This window comes from Pseudodesulfovibrio sediminis, assembly GCF_020886695.1.
In the GTDB taxonomy this organism is placed as follows: Bacteria; Desulfobacterota; Desulfovibrionia; order Desulfovibrionales; family Desulfovibrionaceae; genus Pseudodesulfovibrio; species Pseudodesulfovibrio sediminis.
Genome location: NZ_AP024485.1, coordinates 1740818 through 1758041 on the forward strand (window position 1 = coordinate 1740818; position 17224 = coordinate 1758041).

12 protein-coding genes are annotated in these 17224 nt (G+C 55.0%); 9 read left to right on the plus strand and 3 right to left on the minus strand.

Annotation, left to right across the window (positions count from 1 at the left end):
• Positions 1-160 precede the first annotated feature (160 nt).
• Positions 161-751 carry a hypothetical protein gene (locus tag SRBAKS_RS08400; protein WP_229596271.1) on the minus strand — a complete coding sequence of 197 codons (591 nt, stop codon included), beginning with the start codon at positions 749-751 and terminating at the stop codon, positions 161-163.
• A gap of 313 nt (positions 752-1064) precedes the next feature.
• Here SRBAKS_RS08400 and SRBAKS_RS08405 point away from each other — a divergent pair, with 313 nt between their 5' ends.
• The 5 genes from SRBAKS_RS08405 (at position 1065) to SRBAKS_RS08425 (ending at position 6954) form a co-directional block, all read left to right on the plus strand.
• Positions 1065-1337 carry an acylphosphatase gene (locus SRBAKS_RS08405; RefSeq protein WP_229596273.1) on the plus strand — a complete coding sequence of 91 codons (273 nt, stop codon included), beginning with the start codon at positions 1065-1067 and terminating at the stop codon, positions 1335-1337.
• 122 nt (positions 1338-1459) lie between these two features.
• Entirely contained in the window at positions 1460-2890 is a 1431-nt protein-coding gene (locus tag SRBAKS_RS08410) for a HAMP domain-containing sensor histidine kinase (RefSeq protein ID WP_229596275.1), read from the plus strand.
• Positions 2887-4281: a sigma-54-dependent transcriptional regulator gene (locus SRBAKS_RS08415; RefSeq protein ID WP_229596277.1), complete on the plus strand. Its 1395-nt coding sequence runs from the start codon at positions 2887-2889 to the stop codon at positions 4279-4281. The genes SRBAKS_RS08410 and SRBAKS_RS08415 overlap by 4 nt, the downstream gene beginning before the upstream one ends.
• A gap of 107 nt (positions 4282-4388) precedes the next feature.
• Positions 4389-5351 carry a chemotaxis protein gene (locus SRBAKS_RS08420; protein WP_229596299.1) on the plus strand — a complete coding sequence of 321 codons (963 nt, stop codon included), beginning with the start codon at positions 4389-4391 and terminating at the stop codon, positions 5349-5351.
• A gap of 10 nt (positions 5352-5361) precedes the next feature.
• Positions 5362-6954, plus strand: coding sequence for a DUF885 family protein (locus SRBAKS_RS08425; protein ID WP_229596303.1), 1593 nt, complete (start codon positions 5362-5364; stop codon positions 6952-6954).
• A gap of 26 nt (positions 6955-6980) precedes the next feature.
• Here the strand turns inward: SRBAKS_RS08425 and SRBAKS_RS08430 are convergent, their stop codons facing one another.
• Positions 6981-8729 (minus strand): HD domain-containing phosphohydrolase, encoded by a 1749-nt coding sequence (locus SRBAKS_RS08430; RefSeq protein WP_229596315.1) that lies wholly within the window; start codon positions 8727-8729, stop codon positions 6981-6983.
• Between the two features lie 29 nt (positions 8730-8758).
• Positions 8759-9139: a response regulator transcription factor gene (locus tag SRBAKS_RS08435; protein ID WP_229596324.1), complete on the minus strand. Its 381-nt coding sequence runs from the start codon at positions 9137-9139 to the stop codon at positions 8759-8761.
• Positions 9140-9718: 579 nt separating this feature from the next.
• Between SRBAKS_RS08435 and SRBAKS_RS08440 the strand changes: the two genes are divergently transcribed.
• From SRBAKS_RS08440 to SRBAKS_RS08455, 4 genes are all read left to right on the plus strand, one after another.
• On the plus strand, positions 9719-12544 hold the full coding sequence (locus tag SRBAKS_RS08440) for an SIS domain-containing protein (protein WP_229596935.1): 2826 nt from the start codon (positions 9719-9721) through the stop codon (positions 12542-12544).
• A 122-nt stretch (positions 12545-12666) separates the two neighbouring features.
• A complete protein-coding gene (locus tag SRBAKS_RS08445; RefSeq protein WP_229596326.1) occupies positions 12667-13488 on the plus strand; it encodes a TnsA endonuclease N-terminal domain-containing protein in 822 nt (273 codons plus the stop codon).
• Positions 13475-15562: a transposase family protein gene (locus tag SRBAKS_RS08450; RefSeq protein ID WP_229596328.1), complete on the plus strand. Its 2088-nt coding sequence runs from the start codon at positions 13475-13477 to the stop codon at positions 15560-15562. The genes SRBAKS_RS08445 and SRBAKS_RS08450 overlap by 14 nt, the downstream gene beginning before the upstream one ends.
• Positions 15563-17224, plus strand: a complete 1662-nt coding sequence (locus SRBAKS_RS08455) for an AAA family ATPase (RefSeq protein ID WP_229596330.1) — start codon at positions 15563-15565, stop codon at positions 17222-17224.

Consider the following 17224-nt stretch of genomic DNA (forward strand, 5'->3'; position numbering starts at 1 on the left):
GCTTCTGCTGAAGCAAGGGACGTGCCTAAAGCCAACCCACTGTCCCGCCTCATTATCCGTTTACCGCATGGGACAGTGTGCACCAAAAAATGCGCACCGAAACAAAAGTTTCCCATACGGTTCAAACATATCCGCGCCCTGCGCCACGTGTCAACGTGCATCAATACCGGATACGATCATCCAGATACAGGGTGAGCACCGCCTCATCGATGGCCTGCCGGGCGTGTTCGTCCGCCGGTTTCACATAACCCACGAACGTCAGCATGCCTTTGCGCGTGTAGACGACATAGGTCAGACACCGCAGCAGCTCCCCGTTTCGGATCACTTCGGTCTCAAGACGCAGCGTCTTTTTTTCCTCGAAATACCGGGCGCTCTTCAAGGTTGTGCGGGTGGAATCTGCAGGATCGTGTTTGGCAACCATTCTGTGCAGCGACCGGACCAGAAAGCTGTTGAAATTGGAGATGTCCGCGGCCTGCATCTTGCGGCCGTCCTTGACCTCCACAAGCAGGCTGCACCGCTGGTCTTCGGCAGCGCTGACATACCCGGCTTCCCACGAAGTGTCGTCTCCCTGAACAGGCATCGTACAGGTGTGCTTGGCCCAGTCCAGATACTTCGACGAAGCCTCCGCCCAACTCGGCGGCAACCAGATCGTATACCCTATGTCTTCGTTATAATAAAATGAAGAAGCCCACGAAGAGGTGAACAACACCAAAGACCCCAAAAGGGTGACAAGGAAAAAAAGCGGACGCATGAAAACCTCGACTTCACGGCTGTGAAGCGGTCAGAGCAGATTTCCCTCATACCTCGGGCGAGCAAAAATGGCAACCGCCAACAAGTTGCCGCACACACCTTTCTCTCACTTCCCCCAAAGCTGCGCGGCCTTTTTTGATCAAACGGCGCCGCCACCGCAGACACCCACACGAGTACAAAAAAACCCCGCATTGAAACGCGCCTTTTCCCCACTTGTGACATACGACCGATCAAAGTGTTTTATCCTCTTCCCACAAGCTCTTTTTTGTCATATATTATATACAACCGGAGAAAAAAAGAGACGGAGGTCTACAATGAAGAGTTTCACCTGCATCATCGAAGGAAAGGTCACCGGCGGCAACTTCCAATCATGGGTTCTCGATGCAGCGACCCAACTCGAGCTCAAGGGATGGGTACGCAACATCGCCAACAACAAGGCTGAAATACTGGTACAGGGGACTGAGGAGGCATTCGGCACGCTTCAGGCCCGGCTTGAAGCAGAAGCTCCCGTACCGGACATGCGGCCCGTGAAGGCTTCGGTCATAGACTATGACAAGGAACATGATCACTTTGAAATCCGGGGCTAATATTCGCCCGAGCACTTTCCGTTGCCTGGCTGCCTGTTCACCAGAATAGGCGGTCAGGCAACACTTGCGTCGGGCCATGCACAACATTGCTCTGTTTCACCGAATGAATTATGAGGAGTGTCATGCCCAAGGTCCGCCAACTCACCATCGCCACCAAACTCATGATCTGGGCGAGCGCGTTGATCATTGTCTTTTTCGCCACCTCAACCTACCTCTTCAAGCAGGTCCGCCAGGACGCCGAAATCTCGAACCGTCTGGTCAATGTCCACCATGACCTGGATTCCGCCATTCAGCGCATGCTGGAGCGGCTGTATTCGGTACAGGACAATATCCGCCGCTACCGCCTGCTGGGCGGGGATGAACAGGCCGTGGATTTCATTGTCGAGGACCTGACCCGCTTCGGTGAAATTCTGAATGAAACATTGAAAAAACACCCGGACCACACTGAAGAGTGGAAGACGCTGACCGCGGAATACGAAATCACTCTGGACCCCGGCGAAACCACGGACGACAACCTGACCCCCAACGCCACGGTTCGGGAGTGGACGGATATTCTGGAACAATCCCTGTTCGACAATGTTGCTGACACCGAAATGGTGTTGACCGAACTCCATATGGCCGGGAAGCGGGCTTCGGATATCGGCCTGTACGGGCTGATTTTCTGCCTGCTCATAGGCATACTGGGCAGCCTGGGGCTTGCCTGGTCCCTCAACCGATCCCTCTCGGAAGTACAAAAAGGTATCCGTGAGCTCGGCACCGGAGCGCCTCCACGCGATGTCCGCATCCTCTCCAAGGATGAACTGGGCGAACTCGCCCTGGCCTTCAACGCCATGGCCGCCCGACTCCGACGCGAGGAGCGCATGCGTGCCGATTTCATCGCCATGCTCTCGCATGAAATCCGCACCCCGCTGACATCTGTTCGGGAATCCGTGGACCTTATCGAATCCGGCGCATTCGGCGAGGTCAATGAAAAGCAACGCAAGTTCCTGCGCATCGCGGAAAAGGAATCCGCCCGGCTCTCGAACCTGCTGACCCGCCTGCTCACGGTTTCCCGCATGGAATCACAGGAACTGGTGCTCTCCATGCAACCGCTGGACGGGCAGCACCTTGTCGCCTCAACCCTGGAACGGCTGACCCCGGCGGCACAGGCCAAGGACATCACCCTGACCTCCGAACTGAGCACGCCCTTCACCCTTGAGGCAGACCAGGAGCACATTCGTCAGGTACTCATCAACCTGGTGGGCAATGCCATCAAGTTTTCCCCGGAAAACACGACTGTCACCGTCACCGGAGCGACGACCCCGGACAACGCGACCTTCTGCGTTCGGGACAACGGTCCCGGCATCGCCGAAGACGAGCAGAAGCGTGTGTTCCACAAATACTACCGAGAGCCGGAGGTACGGGACAGCGTGGACGGCGCGGGCCTCGGCCTGGCCATCTCCAAACGCATCGTCCTCGCCCATGGCGGCCGCATCTGGGTCGACAGCGTCCCCGGCAACGGCGCGACGTTCTGTTTTACCCTGCCCATCAAGCCTTCAAAGGATACCGCATGACCACAAAGCTCGATATACCCACCATACTGGTGGTGGATGATGACGAAAACATTCTCCAGGTGCTGGAAGCACGACTGCTCTCCTCCGGCCTGAACCCTCTGCTGGCGGACCGGGCTGAAACAGCGCTGGAGATGCTGGCCGGAGAACAGGTGGACTGCATTGTCTCCGACGTGAAAATGCCCGGCATGGGGGGGCACGGTCTGCTCAAGGAAGTGCTGGCCAACTGGTCGCATATACCCATCATCATGCTCACGGCCCACGGCACCATCCCCGATGCCGTGGACTCCATCCAGGCCGGAGCGGCCGGGTATGTGACAAAACCGTTTGACGGCAAAGAGCTGGTGCGAAAAATTCGCAGCGTGCTGGAAGAGTGGCAGGAACCGACGCCCTCCAAACCACAGGCGACCTCTCCGGCCACGACAAAGACCTCGGACACAGCGCCTCTCTCTTCGAACAACGGCCTGTTGGGCGGCGTGGCTCCGTCCATGGCCCGATTCATGGAACTCCTGAACAGGGTCGCCAAATCCACGGTCACGGTCCTGCTGTTCGGTGAGTCCGGAACCGGCAAGGAAAAAGCAGCCCGCATCCTCCATGACGCCAGCCCTCGTGCCGACGGCTCCTGCGTCATCGTTGATTGCGGCTCAACACAACCGACTCTGTTGGAAAGCGAGCTGTTCGGGCACATCAAGGGATCCTTCACCCACGCGGTCAAAGACAAGAAGGGCCTCATAGAGGAAGCTGACGGCGGTACCCTGTTCCTTGACGAGATCGGCAATATTTCACCGGACATGCAGACCAGACTGCTGCGCTTTCTTCAGGAGGGCACCATCCGCAGGGTCGGCGACAACACGGAGCGCTCTATCGCGTGCCGGGTCATCGCAGCAACCAATGCCGACCTGCCCCGCATGGTGGCGGACGGCGAGTTCCGCGAAGACCTCTACTACCGGCTCAAGGTGGTCACCCTCACCATCCCGCCGCTCAGGGAACGCGCAGAAGACATCCCGGTCCTGGCCGAAGGATTCCTGACCGAGCTCTGTGCGGCCCAGGACCGCCCGACAGCCCGTCTCACGGACGCGGCCATGAAACGGCTCATGACCCATCCCTGGCCCGGCAACGTGCGCGAGCTGCGCAACACGCTTGAGGCAGCGCTGGTATTCTGCCAGGGCGACGTCATCGACGCAGACGACCTCCAGATCGAAGCGTTGCCCGCCGGTTCAACCCTGTCGCAGGGGGCGAGCCTCTCGCTGGAGGACAACGAACGGGAAACGATCGTTCGCGCCCTCAAGGCCTCCGGCGGAATAAAAAAGGACGCCGCCGACCAGCTTGGCATCAGCCGTCGCGCCATCCATTACAAAATCAAGAAATACGGCATCGGAGAATCTGACATCTAACCCTTTATTATTTTATTTTGCCGCTATCACAGGCTTGCGCCATCCAAATGTATTGGTATATATAAACAGATCCACAAAGCCAAACAATGTGATGATTCTGGAGAGACATGAGCGACACAAATATTCTGCTTGAATCCGGCACCAACGAGCTGGAAATCGTCGAGTTTTATCTTGACGAATCCCGACCAAGCGGCAACTACCGGGGCTACTACGGGATCAACGTGGCCAAGGTGCTGGAAATTATCCAGATGCCCAGCCTGACCGAGATGCCGGAAGCGGCACACCCGGCCGTACTCGGCGCCTTCAATCTGCGCAACGAAATCATTCCGCTCATTGATCTGGCCATGTGGCTGAACAAGGACCGGGCCGACAGTGAAGCACCCAAGGTCATCGTCACCGAGTTCAATCGCACCAAATCCGCCTTTCTGGTCTCCGGCGTCACCCGCATCCACCGTATCGGCTGGCAGGAAGTGGAAGCACCCACCAAATATGTCTCTTCCCTGACGGTCAATTCCATCACTGGTGTGGTCAAGTTCACCGATCGCATCATCTTCATTCTCGACATGGAAAAAATCTGCATGGAGCTGAACCCCAACGCTGTGCAGCTGGAAGAACCCGACATCACGACCCCGGACGGGATCGCCCAAAAGGAATATCGCATCCTTCTGGCCGACGACTCCTCCATGGCCCGCAACATGATTGCCGGCATCCTGACCAAGGCGGGATTCATTGTTCACGCCGAAGAAAACGGACAATTCGCGTGGAACCACCTCATGCGGCTCAAACGGAAGGCCGAAGAATCGGGGCAACCACTGTCCCGTTTCATAAACCTGATCGTCTCCGATATTGAGATGCCGTCCATGGACGGCCACTCCCTGACCAGACAGATCAAGGAAGACCCGGAATTGCGTCATTTGCCGATAATCCTCTGCTCCTCCATCATCACCGAGACCCTGCACCACAAGGGTATCGCCGTGGGTGCCGACGACCAGATTTCCAAGGCTGAGCTCAGCGAATTGGTCAACCGCGCCTGCAAGCTCCTGGGAGACAGTGCATGCGAAACCGCATGAGAACCAACCCATGAGCCTTAAAATCGCTAAAAAATATTTTGCGTATGTGGCAAAGCAATTCCCGGTCATGTGCGCATCCGGTGCTTTTCCCATGCTGCCGCCCGTAACGGACTCCTCCAAGTGGATGGACAGATTGGATGATCTCTCGCAAAAAGGGATCGCCAAACACGTTGCCACACTGACTCAATACAAAGAGAGCTTCCTGAATTCTGCGGCCAAGGCCGCCTCTCCCGAGGCCGAAGCACAGGCGCAAGCGCTAGCCCTGAGCGCCGGCGGCGCCATCGCGGAGCTTGATCAGATCCGCGCTTGGGAAAAGATGCCCGAGCTTTACCTGAGTGTGGCTTTCACCGGCCTTGAACAGGCTGCGGACCTCCCTGCCAAAAACGACAAGGTTCTTCAGAAACGCTTCATGAAACGCCTCAGGGAGATTCCCGGCCTGCTGGAACAGGGTACCAACAATGTTGAAGCCATCAGTTCGTCCAGTCGAGCCACGTCCCAGACCATGATCCGGGATTGCGCCCGCTACCTGACCAACCTTGGCAACAGTGACCTCGGACAGGTGGGCAAAACCCCCAGATTTCTTGCCGACGCACTGGCCGCGCTCAAGGAGTACGACCGCTTCGTCACGACCAGACCTGAAGTCATGGATAATCAGGGGCCGTCTTTTGCCTATCTGGCAGAGCACGTCTACGGCACGGACAAATCTCCCGAACAGATTCTGGCCATTGCCGAAGAAGAGTGGGACTGCCGTCTGGCTTCGCTCGCCTGGTTTGAATCCGAAATCGGACAAGGCAAAGGCTGGCGTGAGCTGTACGACGAATATGCAGGGCCGGTCATTGACGACATGGAAGCGCTGGATGTTGTCATCCGGGAAATCCATCGCCTCCGCAATTTCGTGCTGGAGACCGCCCTGCCCGGCGTGTTTACCAATACCGGGCTGCGAATTGAGCCACAACCCCTGCACATGGCCTCGACCCTGCGCCCCATCCACCACGATCCGGCTCTGGGCGCCTGGGAGAACGAGCCGTCACGGTGTTATGCCTCCCCACAAATTTTTTCCGGGCGCGGCTTCCGGGACAACCCGATGCAACTGGCCAGAGCCCGTAAGGAATTCCCCTTTTCCGTGGCCAGCCAGACCTACCCGGGGCGGCACCTGCTGGATTCCCAGCGCCGGAGTCTCGGTGACTCCCCGCTCTCACAGGTGACCAACCCGCTGTTCATGGCCGGTTGGTTGGCTTTTGCCGAAAATCTGCTGGAGGAACTCGGCTACCTGGAATTTCCGCTGGATCGACTGGTCCACCACAAGCGGGGACTCGCTCGCGCCGGGCTGGCCATGGTCGACGCCGGACTGGCCACTGAAACCATGGATCAGCAGCGGTGCATGTCCATTCTCAAGACCGCGGGGTACTCCACCACCGAAGCCCTGAACCACATCTTGAGCATTCGGCTCGCACCGGCTGAACGGGCCATGCCCATCCTCGGGTTGCACGAGATAACCTCGCTCCGAAAGGCGTCCAGAATGGATCTTGGCCCATTCTGTACCGCTCTGTTCGCAGGGGGTCAGCTCCCGTTCCACCAGATCAGACGGCACATGGGATTCTAACGAACTGTTTAGTGAAGATAAGGTGTCTACAGACTTGCGCACTCGGAGAGTTCCGAGAGATGTGAGATGCGAGTAACCTTGACTCGTTCGGACAACGCTTCGATGTACTCAAGGTTTTCCAGAAAGAATGTGGCAAGGTCGACGTCCAGTTTGCCTTCCTCGACTTCCAGATTGAGGATTTTCACTGCCTCGGAACGGGTGAAAGCCGGTTTGTAGTGCCGGTCCTGGGTCACGGCATCATAGATATCCACGATTGCCATCATCCGACTCTGAATCAATATTTCATCACCACGCAATTGGTCCGGATACCCGGAGCCATCCATACGTTCATGGTGCTGACGAATGATGGTCAACATATTGGAATAATTCTCGTGCATGGGGATGTGCTGCAGAATACGTTCACTCTCTGCCGGGTGGCGTTGAATCTCCCTGCGCTCATCCTGCGTCAGATTGCCGTATGTGAGCAGCAGATGCTCCAGCTCCTCTTCATACAGCAGGGGGATATCGTTTTCGCTGCCATGCAAAACCTGCTTGCCCAGCGACTTGATGAACAGCAGGTCTTCCTCGCTCGGTGTCATGGCCTTGTTAACGGCAGTCACCCGTTCAAAGGCCTGAACCCAGTCAAAGTCCCCGAACTCTCCCATGAGCTGGAAGCGGGCGCGCACGACATCAAGGCGCGGCTTTGACAAACGGGTATTCTTGGTCAGAACCTCTTCCTTGATACCGATCTTTCCGACGTCATGCAGAATACCCGCATAGTAGATTTCCCGCAGGTCTTCGTTGGAGAACATCCTGTCTTCATGGCCGCCATTCTCGTTCATGGCCTGAGCAAACGCCACCCCCAGATGGGCGACCCGTTCGGAATGACCAGCAGTATACGGGTCCCGTGAATCAATGGCCTCGGCCAAAGCCTGCAAAATAGCATTCATGAGCCGTTGCACGCCTTCGAAGTTGAAGGCGTTGCTAACGGAAAGTCCGGCCACCGAAGCCAGGGTCGTCAGGTTACGAAGATGCGCGGCCTCAAACACGCCCGTGTTTTCCGAAGCCAGCACAAGGACACCTTCGCACCGGTTGGGCGAAATGATCGGGACGATTGCCAGGGAACCCATCCCACGCACGCCATCGCTCCACCGAGGGTCCCGGCTCAGGTTGTTGACGATCTCCCCTTTACCTGAGCTGGCCACGGCATGAAACAGGTTGCTGGAGGCCATTGCCCGCAGATTGACACTGAGAGGGAAACCGAACTGAGCTGCCAACTGATAATTCATACTGGTTGGATCCATAAGAAATATCATGCCCAACTCACCGGGATAATTCTCCAACCGGCATTCATCAATAAGAGCATTGACCACGTCCCGCATGTGCAGCGACGTGTTGATTTTGGGAACGGAACGGTGAAGAAGGGCCAACTCTCGATACTTGGACAGCGCTTCGTCGGCCAAGGAGCGTCTGGCCCGCTCCATATCGATGAGTTCCTGAATGGAATAAACCACGAAACCGAGCAATCTTTCACACTCGTTTCTGTCTACCGAATCGCACCCAGGCTGCATCCGGACACTCAAAAGTCCAGAGTGGATTTCATCAAAATAGATAGGGGAAGAAATGACACCGGGATCGTCTTCGCCGAATCCTTCAAAGGACTCGGCTCCTTCCACAATGACAACCTCACCCTCGTAACTGATGGCTAAAGGACATTTTCCACCAACCAGCACATGGGCCTTGCGCAAAAAATTTCTGAGTACGCCAGGGCGTATATACTTTTTAAGAGGCGTCATAAAGGATACCGTCTGACCTAATATCCAATTCACAGATCAAGCAATTCCTTGGAGACCCGCAGAATTTCGTCTGGATCAAAAGGCTTGGTCATATACATCATCGCGCCGAGCTCCAGTCCCTGCTTACGGTCAACCTCCTGCCCCTTGGCGGTGAGCAATATGATTTTGACATCATCAAGAGTGGTATCTTCCTTGACGATACGACACACTTCGTAGCCGTTCATCTTGGGCATCATGATATCCAGAAAAACAAGATCTGGCCGTTTTTCACGAATGAATTCCAACCCTTCTTCACCATCCGAGGCCGTGAACAAATCCACTTCAAACTCATCTTCAAGCTCTTCCAAGGTCTGCTCAAGCAACATCTTGATATGGACCTCGTCATCGACAATGAGGATTTTCTTGGCCATTATATACTCCTTTACAGGATCATTTTGTTCTTTTTGCGCCTGTTATCTTAGTCTTTTAATGCGAACTATGCCATAAAACACGCTCTCTGCGCAATCGCAATAATACCTTGTGAGAGTATAATTATTTACTAAAATGCAGACAAAACCGCCGCCGGAAAGTCCGGCCTGCCTGTTCATATTTTAAAGTATACCCGCACCCTCGGCAATGAAAATGAATATAACGACAGTTGGCCCCCTGTCCAGAATGATATGAAAAAGCATTCAATCCGATACCGGACAGACACAAAACAGCGCACAAGCCCCGGCCTGAAGACAAGCTTATACGCATTCTTATGCCACAGCATGACAATCCGCCACAACAAGATAAATATTTTCATTCAATACAGCAGGTTAAGAGACAGACAGGTGCCCCTGCCTCCGCGACAAAGCAAGCAATTCTCCCTATGACGGCACCCCCTTTCCATGCTTGCAATGGACTGCCATGTCTAGTAATTCATCTACCGCACAATGCAGCATCGAAACACGTCGATCGCCTGCTGTGCCCAAACTGAAAACATCCATCAGGAGAACGTGACCGCCATGTGTGGAATCGCCAGTTTCTTAAGTAATAAAAATTGGTTGGAAATACCGGATAACACCTGGATCAAGGACCTGAACGCCTCGCTCAACGACGTGGCCGACGGAACGGACCTGCTCCGGGCCGCACCAGCCCTGCAGACGTTGACAGACAGGTTCTACGATCTCATGACCTTTGGCCTGCACATGCAGTTGGTCGCCGAACCTGAAACCCTGACCGCGCTCTCTTCTGTCCGCGACACCATTCGGAACCTGCGCAACGCCGCCGCTGTCAAGCTGGAGCAAGGCCCGCGCACGGACGAGCTGGAAGCCCTGCGCGAATCCCTGGACGACTATCTTTGGCAGATCGACAAGGAAGTGCTCCAGAACGTGGACCGCACGCTGGCCATCATGCCCGCCGAACTGGCCGAAAATCATGCCGCGCGTGACCGCCATTTTCTGGCCTGGGGCACCGAGCAGATCCTCGAATCCATCGACAAGCTCGAAGTGCGGGGCCGCGACTCCGCCGGTGTGGCCGTGGCCTTTATCCTGCCCAAGGGCAAAGACCCTGAACTCGCCCTGACCAAGACACAGAAAGACGAGCTCGACATCCGTTCCTCCATCGACAACGCAGACACCCGACAGGTGTTGGTACGCAAGCTGCCCGATGGCCGCATAGCCTGCCGGTTCCTCTACAAAGTGGCGCAACTGGTCGGCCAACTGGGCGACAACGGCAGCGCACTGCGCAATTTCATCGTTGCCGACGAGCTGCTCTGGTCCATGGCCGAAGGACTCGAGACCCTGAACATCATCGCCCACACACGCTGGGCCAGCAACGGCATCATCTCCGTTCCCAACTGCCACCCGGTAGACGGTCTTGTTGAAGGCGACATGTCCACCGGTCTGGAAAAGACCATGTTTGTGCTCAACGGTGACGTGGACAACTACCGCACACTGGTTGAGGAGACCGTCATCTCCAAAGGGGCGCACATCCCGTCAGCCATTTCCACGGACGCCAAGATTCTGCCCGTGCTCTTCCACCTGGGCGTGGGCGAAGAAGGCGACGCCGAAACCCGGTTCCGCAGCGTCCTCAAACGATGCGAAGGCTCACTGGCCGTGGTCATGCAGAACCTGTCCGATTTCGACTCCCAGTTCCTGGCACAGAAAGGATCGGGCCAGTCCTTTTACATCGGACTGACTCAGGACGGCTGGCTGGTGGCGTCCGAAGCCTATGGCATGGCCGCTCGCGCCCGGTCTTCCTACCCCATCGCCGTGCACCGGCAGGGCGGCGTGTCCGTGGTCCTGCGCGACTCGGACCCGGCAGGCAGCGTGCCTGTTGCCCGCTACCTCGACACAGGCGAAGGCGTGGAGCTGAAAGAAGAAAAGATCGAAATTTTCTCCAGAGATATCTTCCGGGGCAAGTACACCCACTACATCGAAAAAGAAATTCATGAGGCATCCGAGTCCGTGCGCAACACCCTGCACGGCAAGTACCTCAAGAAAAACGACATCATCGAGTTCCTGCCCGAAGGGTTCGGCAACGGCCCCGCATTGGTCGACCGGTTCCAGAACGCGAACATGCCCATCAAGCGCATCATCTGCGTGGGACAGGGCACTGCTGCCGTGGCCGCCATGGCCGTGGCGCAGCTGCTCCGGCGTTCGCTGGCCGGGACCTCGCTCATCATTGAATCGTATACCGGGTCCGAACTTATCGGTTTTCTGGGCGACGAACGCATGGACGACGTTTTCCTGATCCCGGTATCCCAGTCCGGCACCACCACGGACACCAACCGCGTGGTGGACCTGTGCCGCGACCGTGGCGCGTGGGTCAACTGCATCGTCAACCGGCGCAACTCCCCGCTGGTCCAGAAATCCGATTCCTATATCTACACCTCCAATGGGCGCGACGTGGAAATGGCTGTGGCCTCCACCAAGGCGTTCTATTCGCAGATAGCGGCTGGCAAACTCCTCTCCCTGTGGCTGGCTGACGTGCTCTTCACCATGGACAGTGCTGCCATCCTCACCGAAATCAAGGCCCTTGAGACATTGCCCGATGCCATCGACCGCGTACTGGAGACCAAGGAAGCCATCGGTGAAGTCGCCAAGAAATACGCCCCCATTCATCGCTATTGGGCGCTGGTCGGCAATGGCGCCAACTGCATCGCGGCCCAGGAAGTGCGTATCAAGCTGTCCGAACTCTGCTACAAATCCATCCCCTGCGATGTGACCGAAGACAAGAAACACATCGACCTCTCCACTGAGCCGCTGACGCTGGTCATGGCCTCTGATCTGCCTGAAATGGTGGTCATGGACACGGTGAAGGAAGCGACCATCTTCAAAGCGCACAACGGTTCGCCCATTGTTTTCTGCGCCGAGGATGAGACCCGCTTCGATGGCGTAGCCGAAGCGACCATCAAGGTCCCCCGCGTGGGCGGCGGCCTCGATTTCGTACTGGAAACAGTCGCGGGACACTGGTGGGGCGTAATGGCCGCCAAAGCCATAGACGCTCATGCCGAGCCGTTCCGCAAGGCCCGCGTCCTCATCGGAAAAATGATCGACGGCAGTGCCGACTGGGACAGGAATACCCTGCTGGTCGCGCTCAACAAGTGCAACGAACGCATTGCAGCAGGCGCCACCGACTCGGCCCTGCCCGCTCGGGTTGCCGCGGCACTGGCCAACTACATGCTCTGGCTGATCAACCAATCCTCAGACATCTGTGTCACCGAAGCACGGCTGGCCGACATCCTCACGGTCCTGAACAAGGCCATTGAAGAAATGACCCGCCCCATCGACACCATCCGTCACCAGGCCAAGACCGTCACGGTCGGCATCAGCCGCCCGCAGCAGTAACTCTTTTTGTGGGAGAACAATAAAGTTGTTAACTACACAATAAAGTCGTTAACAGCACAATAAAGTTGTTAACAAAAGCCGCTCCGGTTGCTATAAAGATGGCAAACTAGGAGCGGCTTTTTATGGCCAAGCGATATTCCCATTCCGAAGTGACCTTCCAGCGATGGCTGAGGGAAGGCCGTGGCAGCGGCAGGCAAGACAAGTATAAACCTTGGCTGACGATACGGGACCTCCCTTCCCAAGGTCGATCCCATCGTGTCTTCGGTCACAAGGCACTACGAACCCACCATCTCTTCTCGGATCTCGAACTTGCCGTCTTTCTTCTCTTGGAATGGCAAAAAGATGTTACCGAGATCAGAGAACAATTCCCGCTTCAAATAGAACTTACCCGCGAGATCGCCGAAACACTCGGCATCCCCCACCCGGCAATGTCCGGCGTGCCCCAGTACATGTCGTCGGATTTCCTCGTTGACACCTCCCGCCCCGATGAGCCCAGATTTGCCTTGCAGGCGAAATATTCCAGCGAGCTTCAAAAGCCTCGCGTGATTGAAAAGTTGGAGTTGGAGCGCAGATACTGGGAGCACAAGGGAGTCCCGTGGCGGCTTATCACGGAAAAAGAAATCCCGTCCACCGTGGTTGCCAACATCAAATGGCTCTACCCCGCTCAACGGGACGACATCTCTGAACTCGACCTCGCACTCAGGACGGACTTCTACAGTCATCATTTCGCCCAAAGCAAAGCGACCACGCTCATCGATCTGGCCAAGTCCCTGGATGTCGCATACACCCTATCCCCCGGTGAATCCCTGCGTGAAATCAGACAACTGCTGGCCTTGCGTTGTTTCCTCTTCGACATCCACATTGCCTACCGCAAGCTTGCGCCCATAGAGCTAATTGTCGCCGAAGATACAGCCATGCAGGAGATGCTCCATGTTCAGGGTTAATGAAGTCCTCAAATATGACGAGAGGCTATTCCGTGTCCTTTCGGTGCTCGGGACGCAGCTGGTTTGGATAGACATGGAAGCCCCCAATGCCTTCCCGTCATTGGTTAGTGCCGATGACCTGATGAATGCAATCGATGACGAGACCCTTTTCCGGGCGAAAGACCCATATGCGGAACTCGCCATGGAAATGCCCGAACAAGGAAGCACCGCTCAAATCAAGCGGGACAATAATTATGCCTTGGTTCGGAGGGTTGCCGACGACCCTGAATACTATGACCGTAAAACACTAACCGTTCGAATTAAAGATGTCCTGGCCACCGGAAAAATCTCAAAACCTTACCTCTACAAATTGCTCCGAAGGTATTGGCAAAGAGGGCAAACTCCCAATGCCATGCTTCCAGATTACAAAAATTCCGGCGGGAAAGGTAAAAAGCGTTTAGCGCCCAACAAAAAACTCGGACGACCGCGTAAATTCACGCCCGGAATCGGGGCAATCATTGATGCACAGTCTGAGCGCCTTTTTAGAATAGCCATCGACAAGTACCTGCTTAGAGACAAGGGTTGTAGCTTCCCCTATGCGCACAGGCGATTCAAAGACCTATACGAGCAGTACTTCCCGGACATTAAGGAATGGGAGATGCCGACACGCAGGCAGATGCAGCACTTTTATCAAAGAGAGTACCAATTACCCGAAACGCTGAGGAAGCGGACAAGCAGCATTGAATACAACAAGGATGTCAGGCCGATGTCTTCTACAGCCAACGTGGATGCTCTCGGACCTGGCTCAAGATATGAAATTGATGCGACCATAGCCGACATTTACCTGGTTTCGGACAGCGACAGGCGAAATATAGTCGGGCGGCCAGTCGTCTACTTCGTCATCGACGTCTTTAGCCGCATGATCACCGGCCTCTATGTCGGGTTCGAAAATGCTTCCTACCCAGCAGCACTCCAGGCGCTCGTTATGTCCATGACCGACAAGATCCAGTTCTGCAAAGAATACGGTTTCGAGATCACGGAAGAAGAATGGCCCACTGTCGGATTGCCGGACGCCATATTGGCCGACAGGGGGGAATTGCTGGGACACCAGATCGAATCGCTGGAAGCATGTTTTTCGGTCAGGATAGAAAACACACCTCCATATCGAGGTGACGCCAAAGGCATTGTCGAGCGGAACTTCCGGACGATCCAGGCCGAATTCAAACCATTTGCGCCCGGCGTTGTCGAGAAGACTCTCATAAAGAAGCGCGGTGGACGAGACTACCGGCTGGACGCCAAACTCACCGTACGAGATTTCAAGGAGATTATCATATCCTCCGTGCTAATGCATAACCTCTACGACGTGCTGGAGAAATACGACCGCGATTCCGATATGCCGGCAGATTTGGTCATGACCCCGCTTTTGCTATGGAATTGGGGCATCCAAAACCGCACAGGTCGGCTGAGAACCGCCTCGGAAGAGGCAATCCGCATCAGCCTGATGCCGAGAACGAAAGCTACCGTATCCGAACTGGGAGTATCTGTCTTTGGCGTTCACTACACTTCTAGGGAAATCATCAAACACGGCTGGCTCCATAGGGCCAAGGGGGTGCGCAGACCGGTTGGATTGCAAGCGGCATACGATCCGTCTTCAGCCGACACAATCTACCTGTTCCCGTCACAAAACAGCGGTGATTACTGGCAGTGCAACTTGGCGCAACGTTCACGGGAATTTGCCGGGGCCTCCTTCTGGGATGTCTGGCAAATCAAGGATAAGCAGAAAAAAGTCACTGCCCAAAGTCGGTTAGAAATGGAAACGCAAAAGCGAAAGCACGAACGCTTCATTGCGGGCAAAATCAAAGAAGCCGAGGAACGGGCTCCGGATACGGATGGCATGAACAATGCCAAGAGAATCGGCAGCATTCGCAGCAATAAGGAACAGGAGAAGCGACGGGAAAGAAGCCCCTTGATCAGCAAGTCGCCCCAACGGAACTCATCGACAGGTGCCAAAGTGACACCCCTCCATGGCAATGACATTGAAAGCGGCGAGTACCCCGACTTCATTGATGAACTTTTCGGAGACGAGGAGAACTAAATGGCACTCCCACTTAACATGGTAAAAGCGGTATATCAGGAATCGGCTATCGCTCAATATCGAGGAAATCCTTTTATCGAGGCCCTGCCGCCGACTCTTTCCTTGAAGCAGGTCAGGGCTGGCCTGACCGGTTCTGTCCAGTATGACCTCAAAGACATTTTTGCTGAAGGGCGAGACAGAGCGCATATGATTGCCTCGTTGCTCGATGATTTCTTTCAGCCGCTCGCTCTGCATGTACAACTCGAAGCGAAGTTATCAATAATGATAAGAAAGGGATACGTTGGAAGAAACCTAGAAGACGGTTCGCTCAATGCCCATATGCAAAACGGGTATGAGCGCATTATGACCGGCGACCTAGACGTCTTTCCTTTCCATCAGGTAAAATCAACGGCTTCGAGTTCGTTGCTGATCGGCTGCTCAGGAAGCGGAAAAAGCACATCGTTGGACAGAATCCTTTCGACGTATCCGCAAGTCATTTTCCATGAGAACCACAATTTTACCCAAGTCGTTCATCTCAAGGTGGATTGCCCGCACGACGGCTCTCTGAAAAGCCTGTGTATTCATTTCTTCAGAGCCTTGGACCGTGTTCTGCATACGGATTATGAGACCAAGTACGTCAAAAAAGGGCATGGGATCGAGACTCTTTTAGCCCAGATGAGCCAGGTGGCAAACGCGCATGCAATTGGAGTGCTCGTCATAGACGAAATCCAGCACCTCAGTCGAAAACGTTCCGGCGGCGTAGAGAAAATGCTCAATTTTTTCGTCACGCTTGTGAACACCATTGGCTTACCTGTCATATTTGTGGGAACGCCCAAGGCAAGACCTATTTTTGAAAAGGATTTGCGTTCCGGCCGACGAGGCGCCGGCTTCGGTTCTCTTCTCTGGGAACCGATGAAGCCTCCAACTCAGATTATAGATTCTACAACAGCCACGAGTAGGATAACCGAATGGAAAGCCTTTACGGACAAGTTGTGGACCTACCAATGGCTCCAGAAAAGGGATGAAGTGCTGACGGATGATGTTCGTGACTGTTGGTATGATTTGTCCCAGGGTGTTCTTGATATTGTCGTCAAATTGTTCGTCCTGGCCCAACTCAGGGCAATCGTGACGGGTGTAGAAAGGATTACGATCAACATCTTGAATAAAGTATATGAAGACGAATTAAAGCCGGTACACCCGATGCTGGCCGCCCTCCGATCCAGTGATCCTGAACGGATTGCGGAATTTTCGGACTTGATGGTCCCTGACATCGACAACAAATTGCTGACGCTTACAGCCGCCATAAAGCCACCGCCATCAATGGCCGCCACCTCTGATCCGTACCAAGGGAATTCTAACGCCCTACGCCTACACAGCTTGCTGATAAGCATGGACTTTGACAGCGAAGTAATCGTTCCGCTCGTGAGAAGTGTTGTCGAAGAACATCCGGACCTCACCACAAAGGATTTGGTATCAATAGCGCTGAAGTGGTATGAATCTGACAAAAGGCCTCAGAAGACAAGGCCGAAAACCAAGTCTGTCCCTCAAAAAGGCTGGCACACGTTGGAATCAGACGACTTACGATTCATGTACTCCCAAGCTGACAAGAAATCTCTTCATGCGCATTTAAGCAAAAACTCTGTAATATTCAATTTGGAGGACTGGCTGAACAAAACAGGGTAG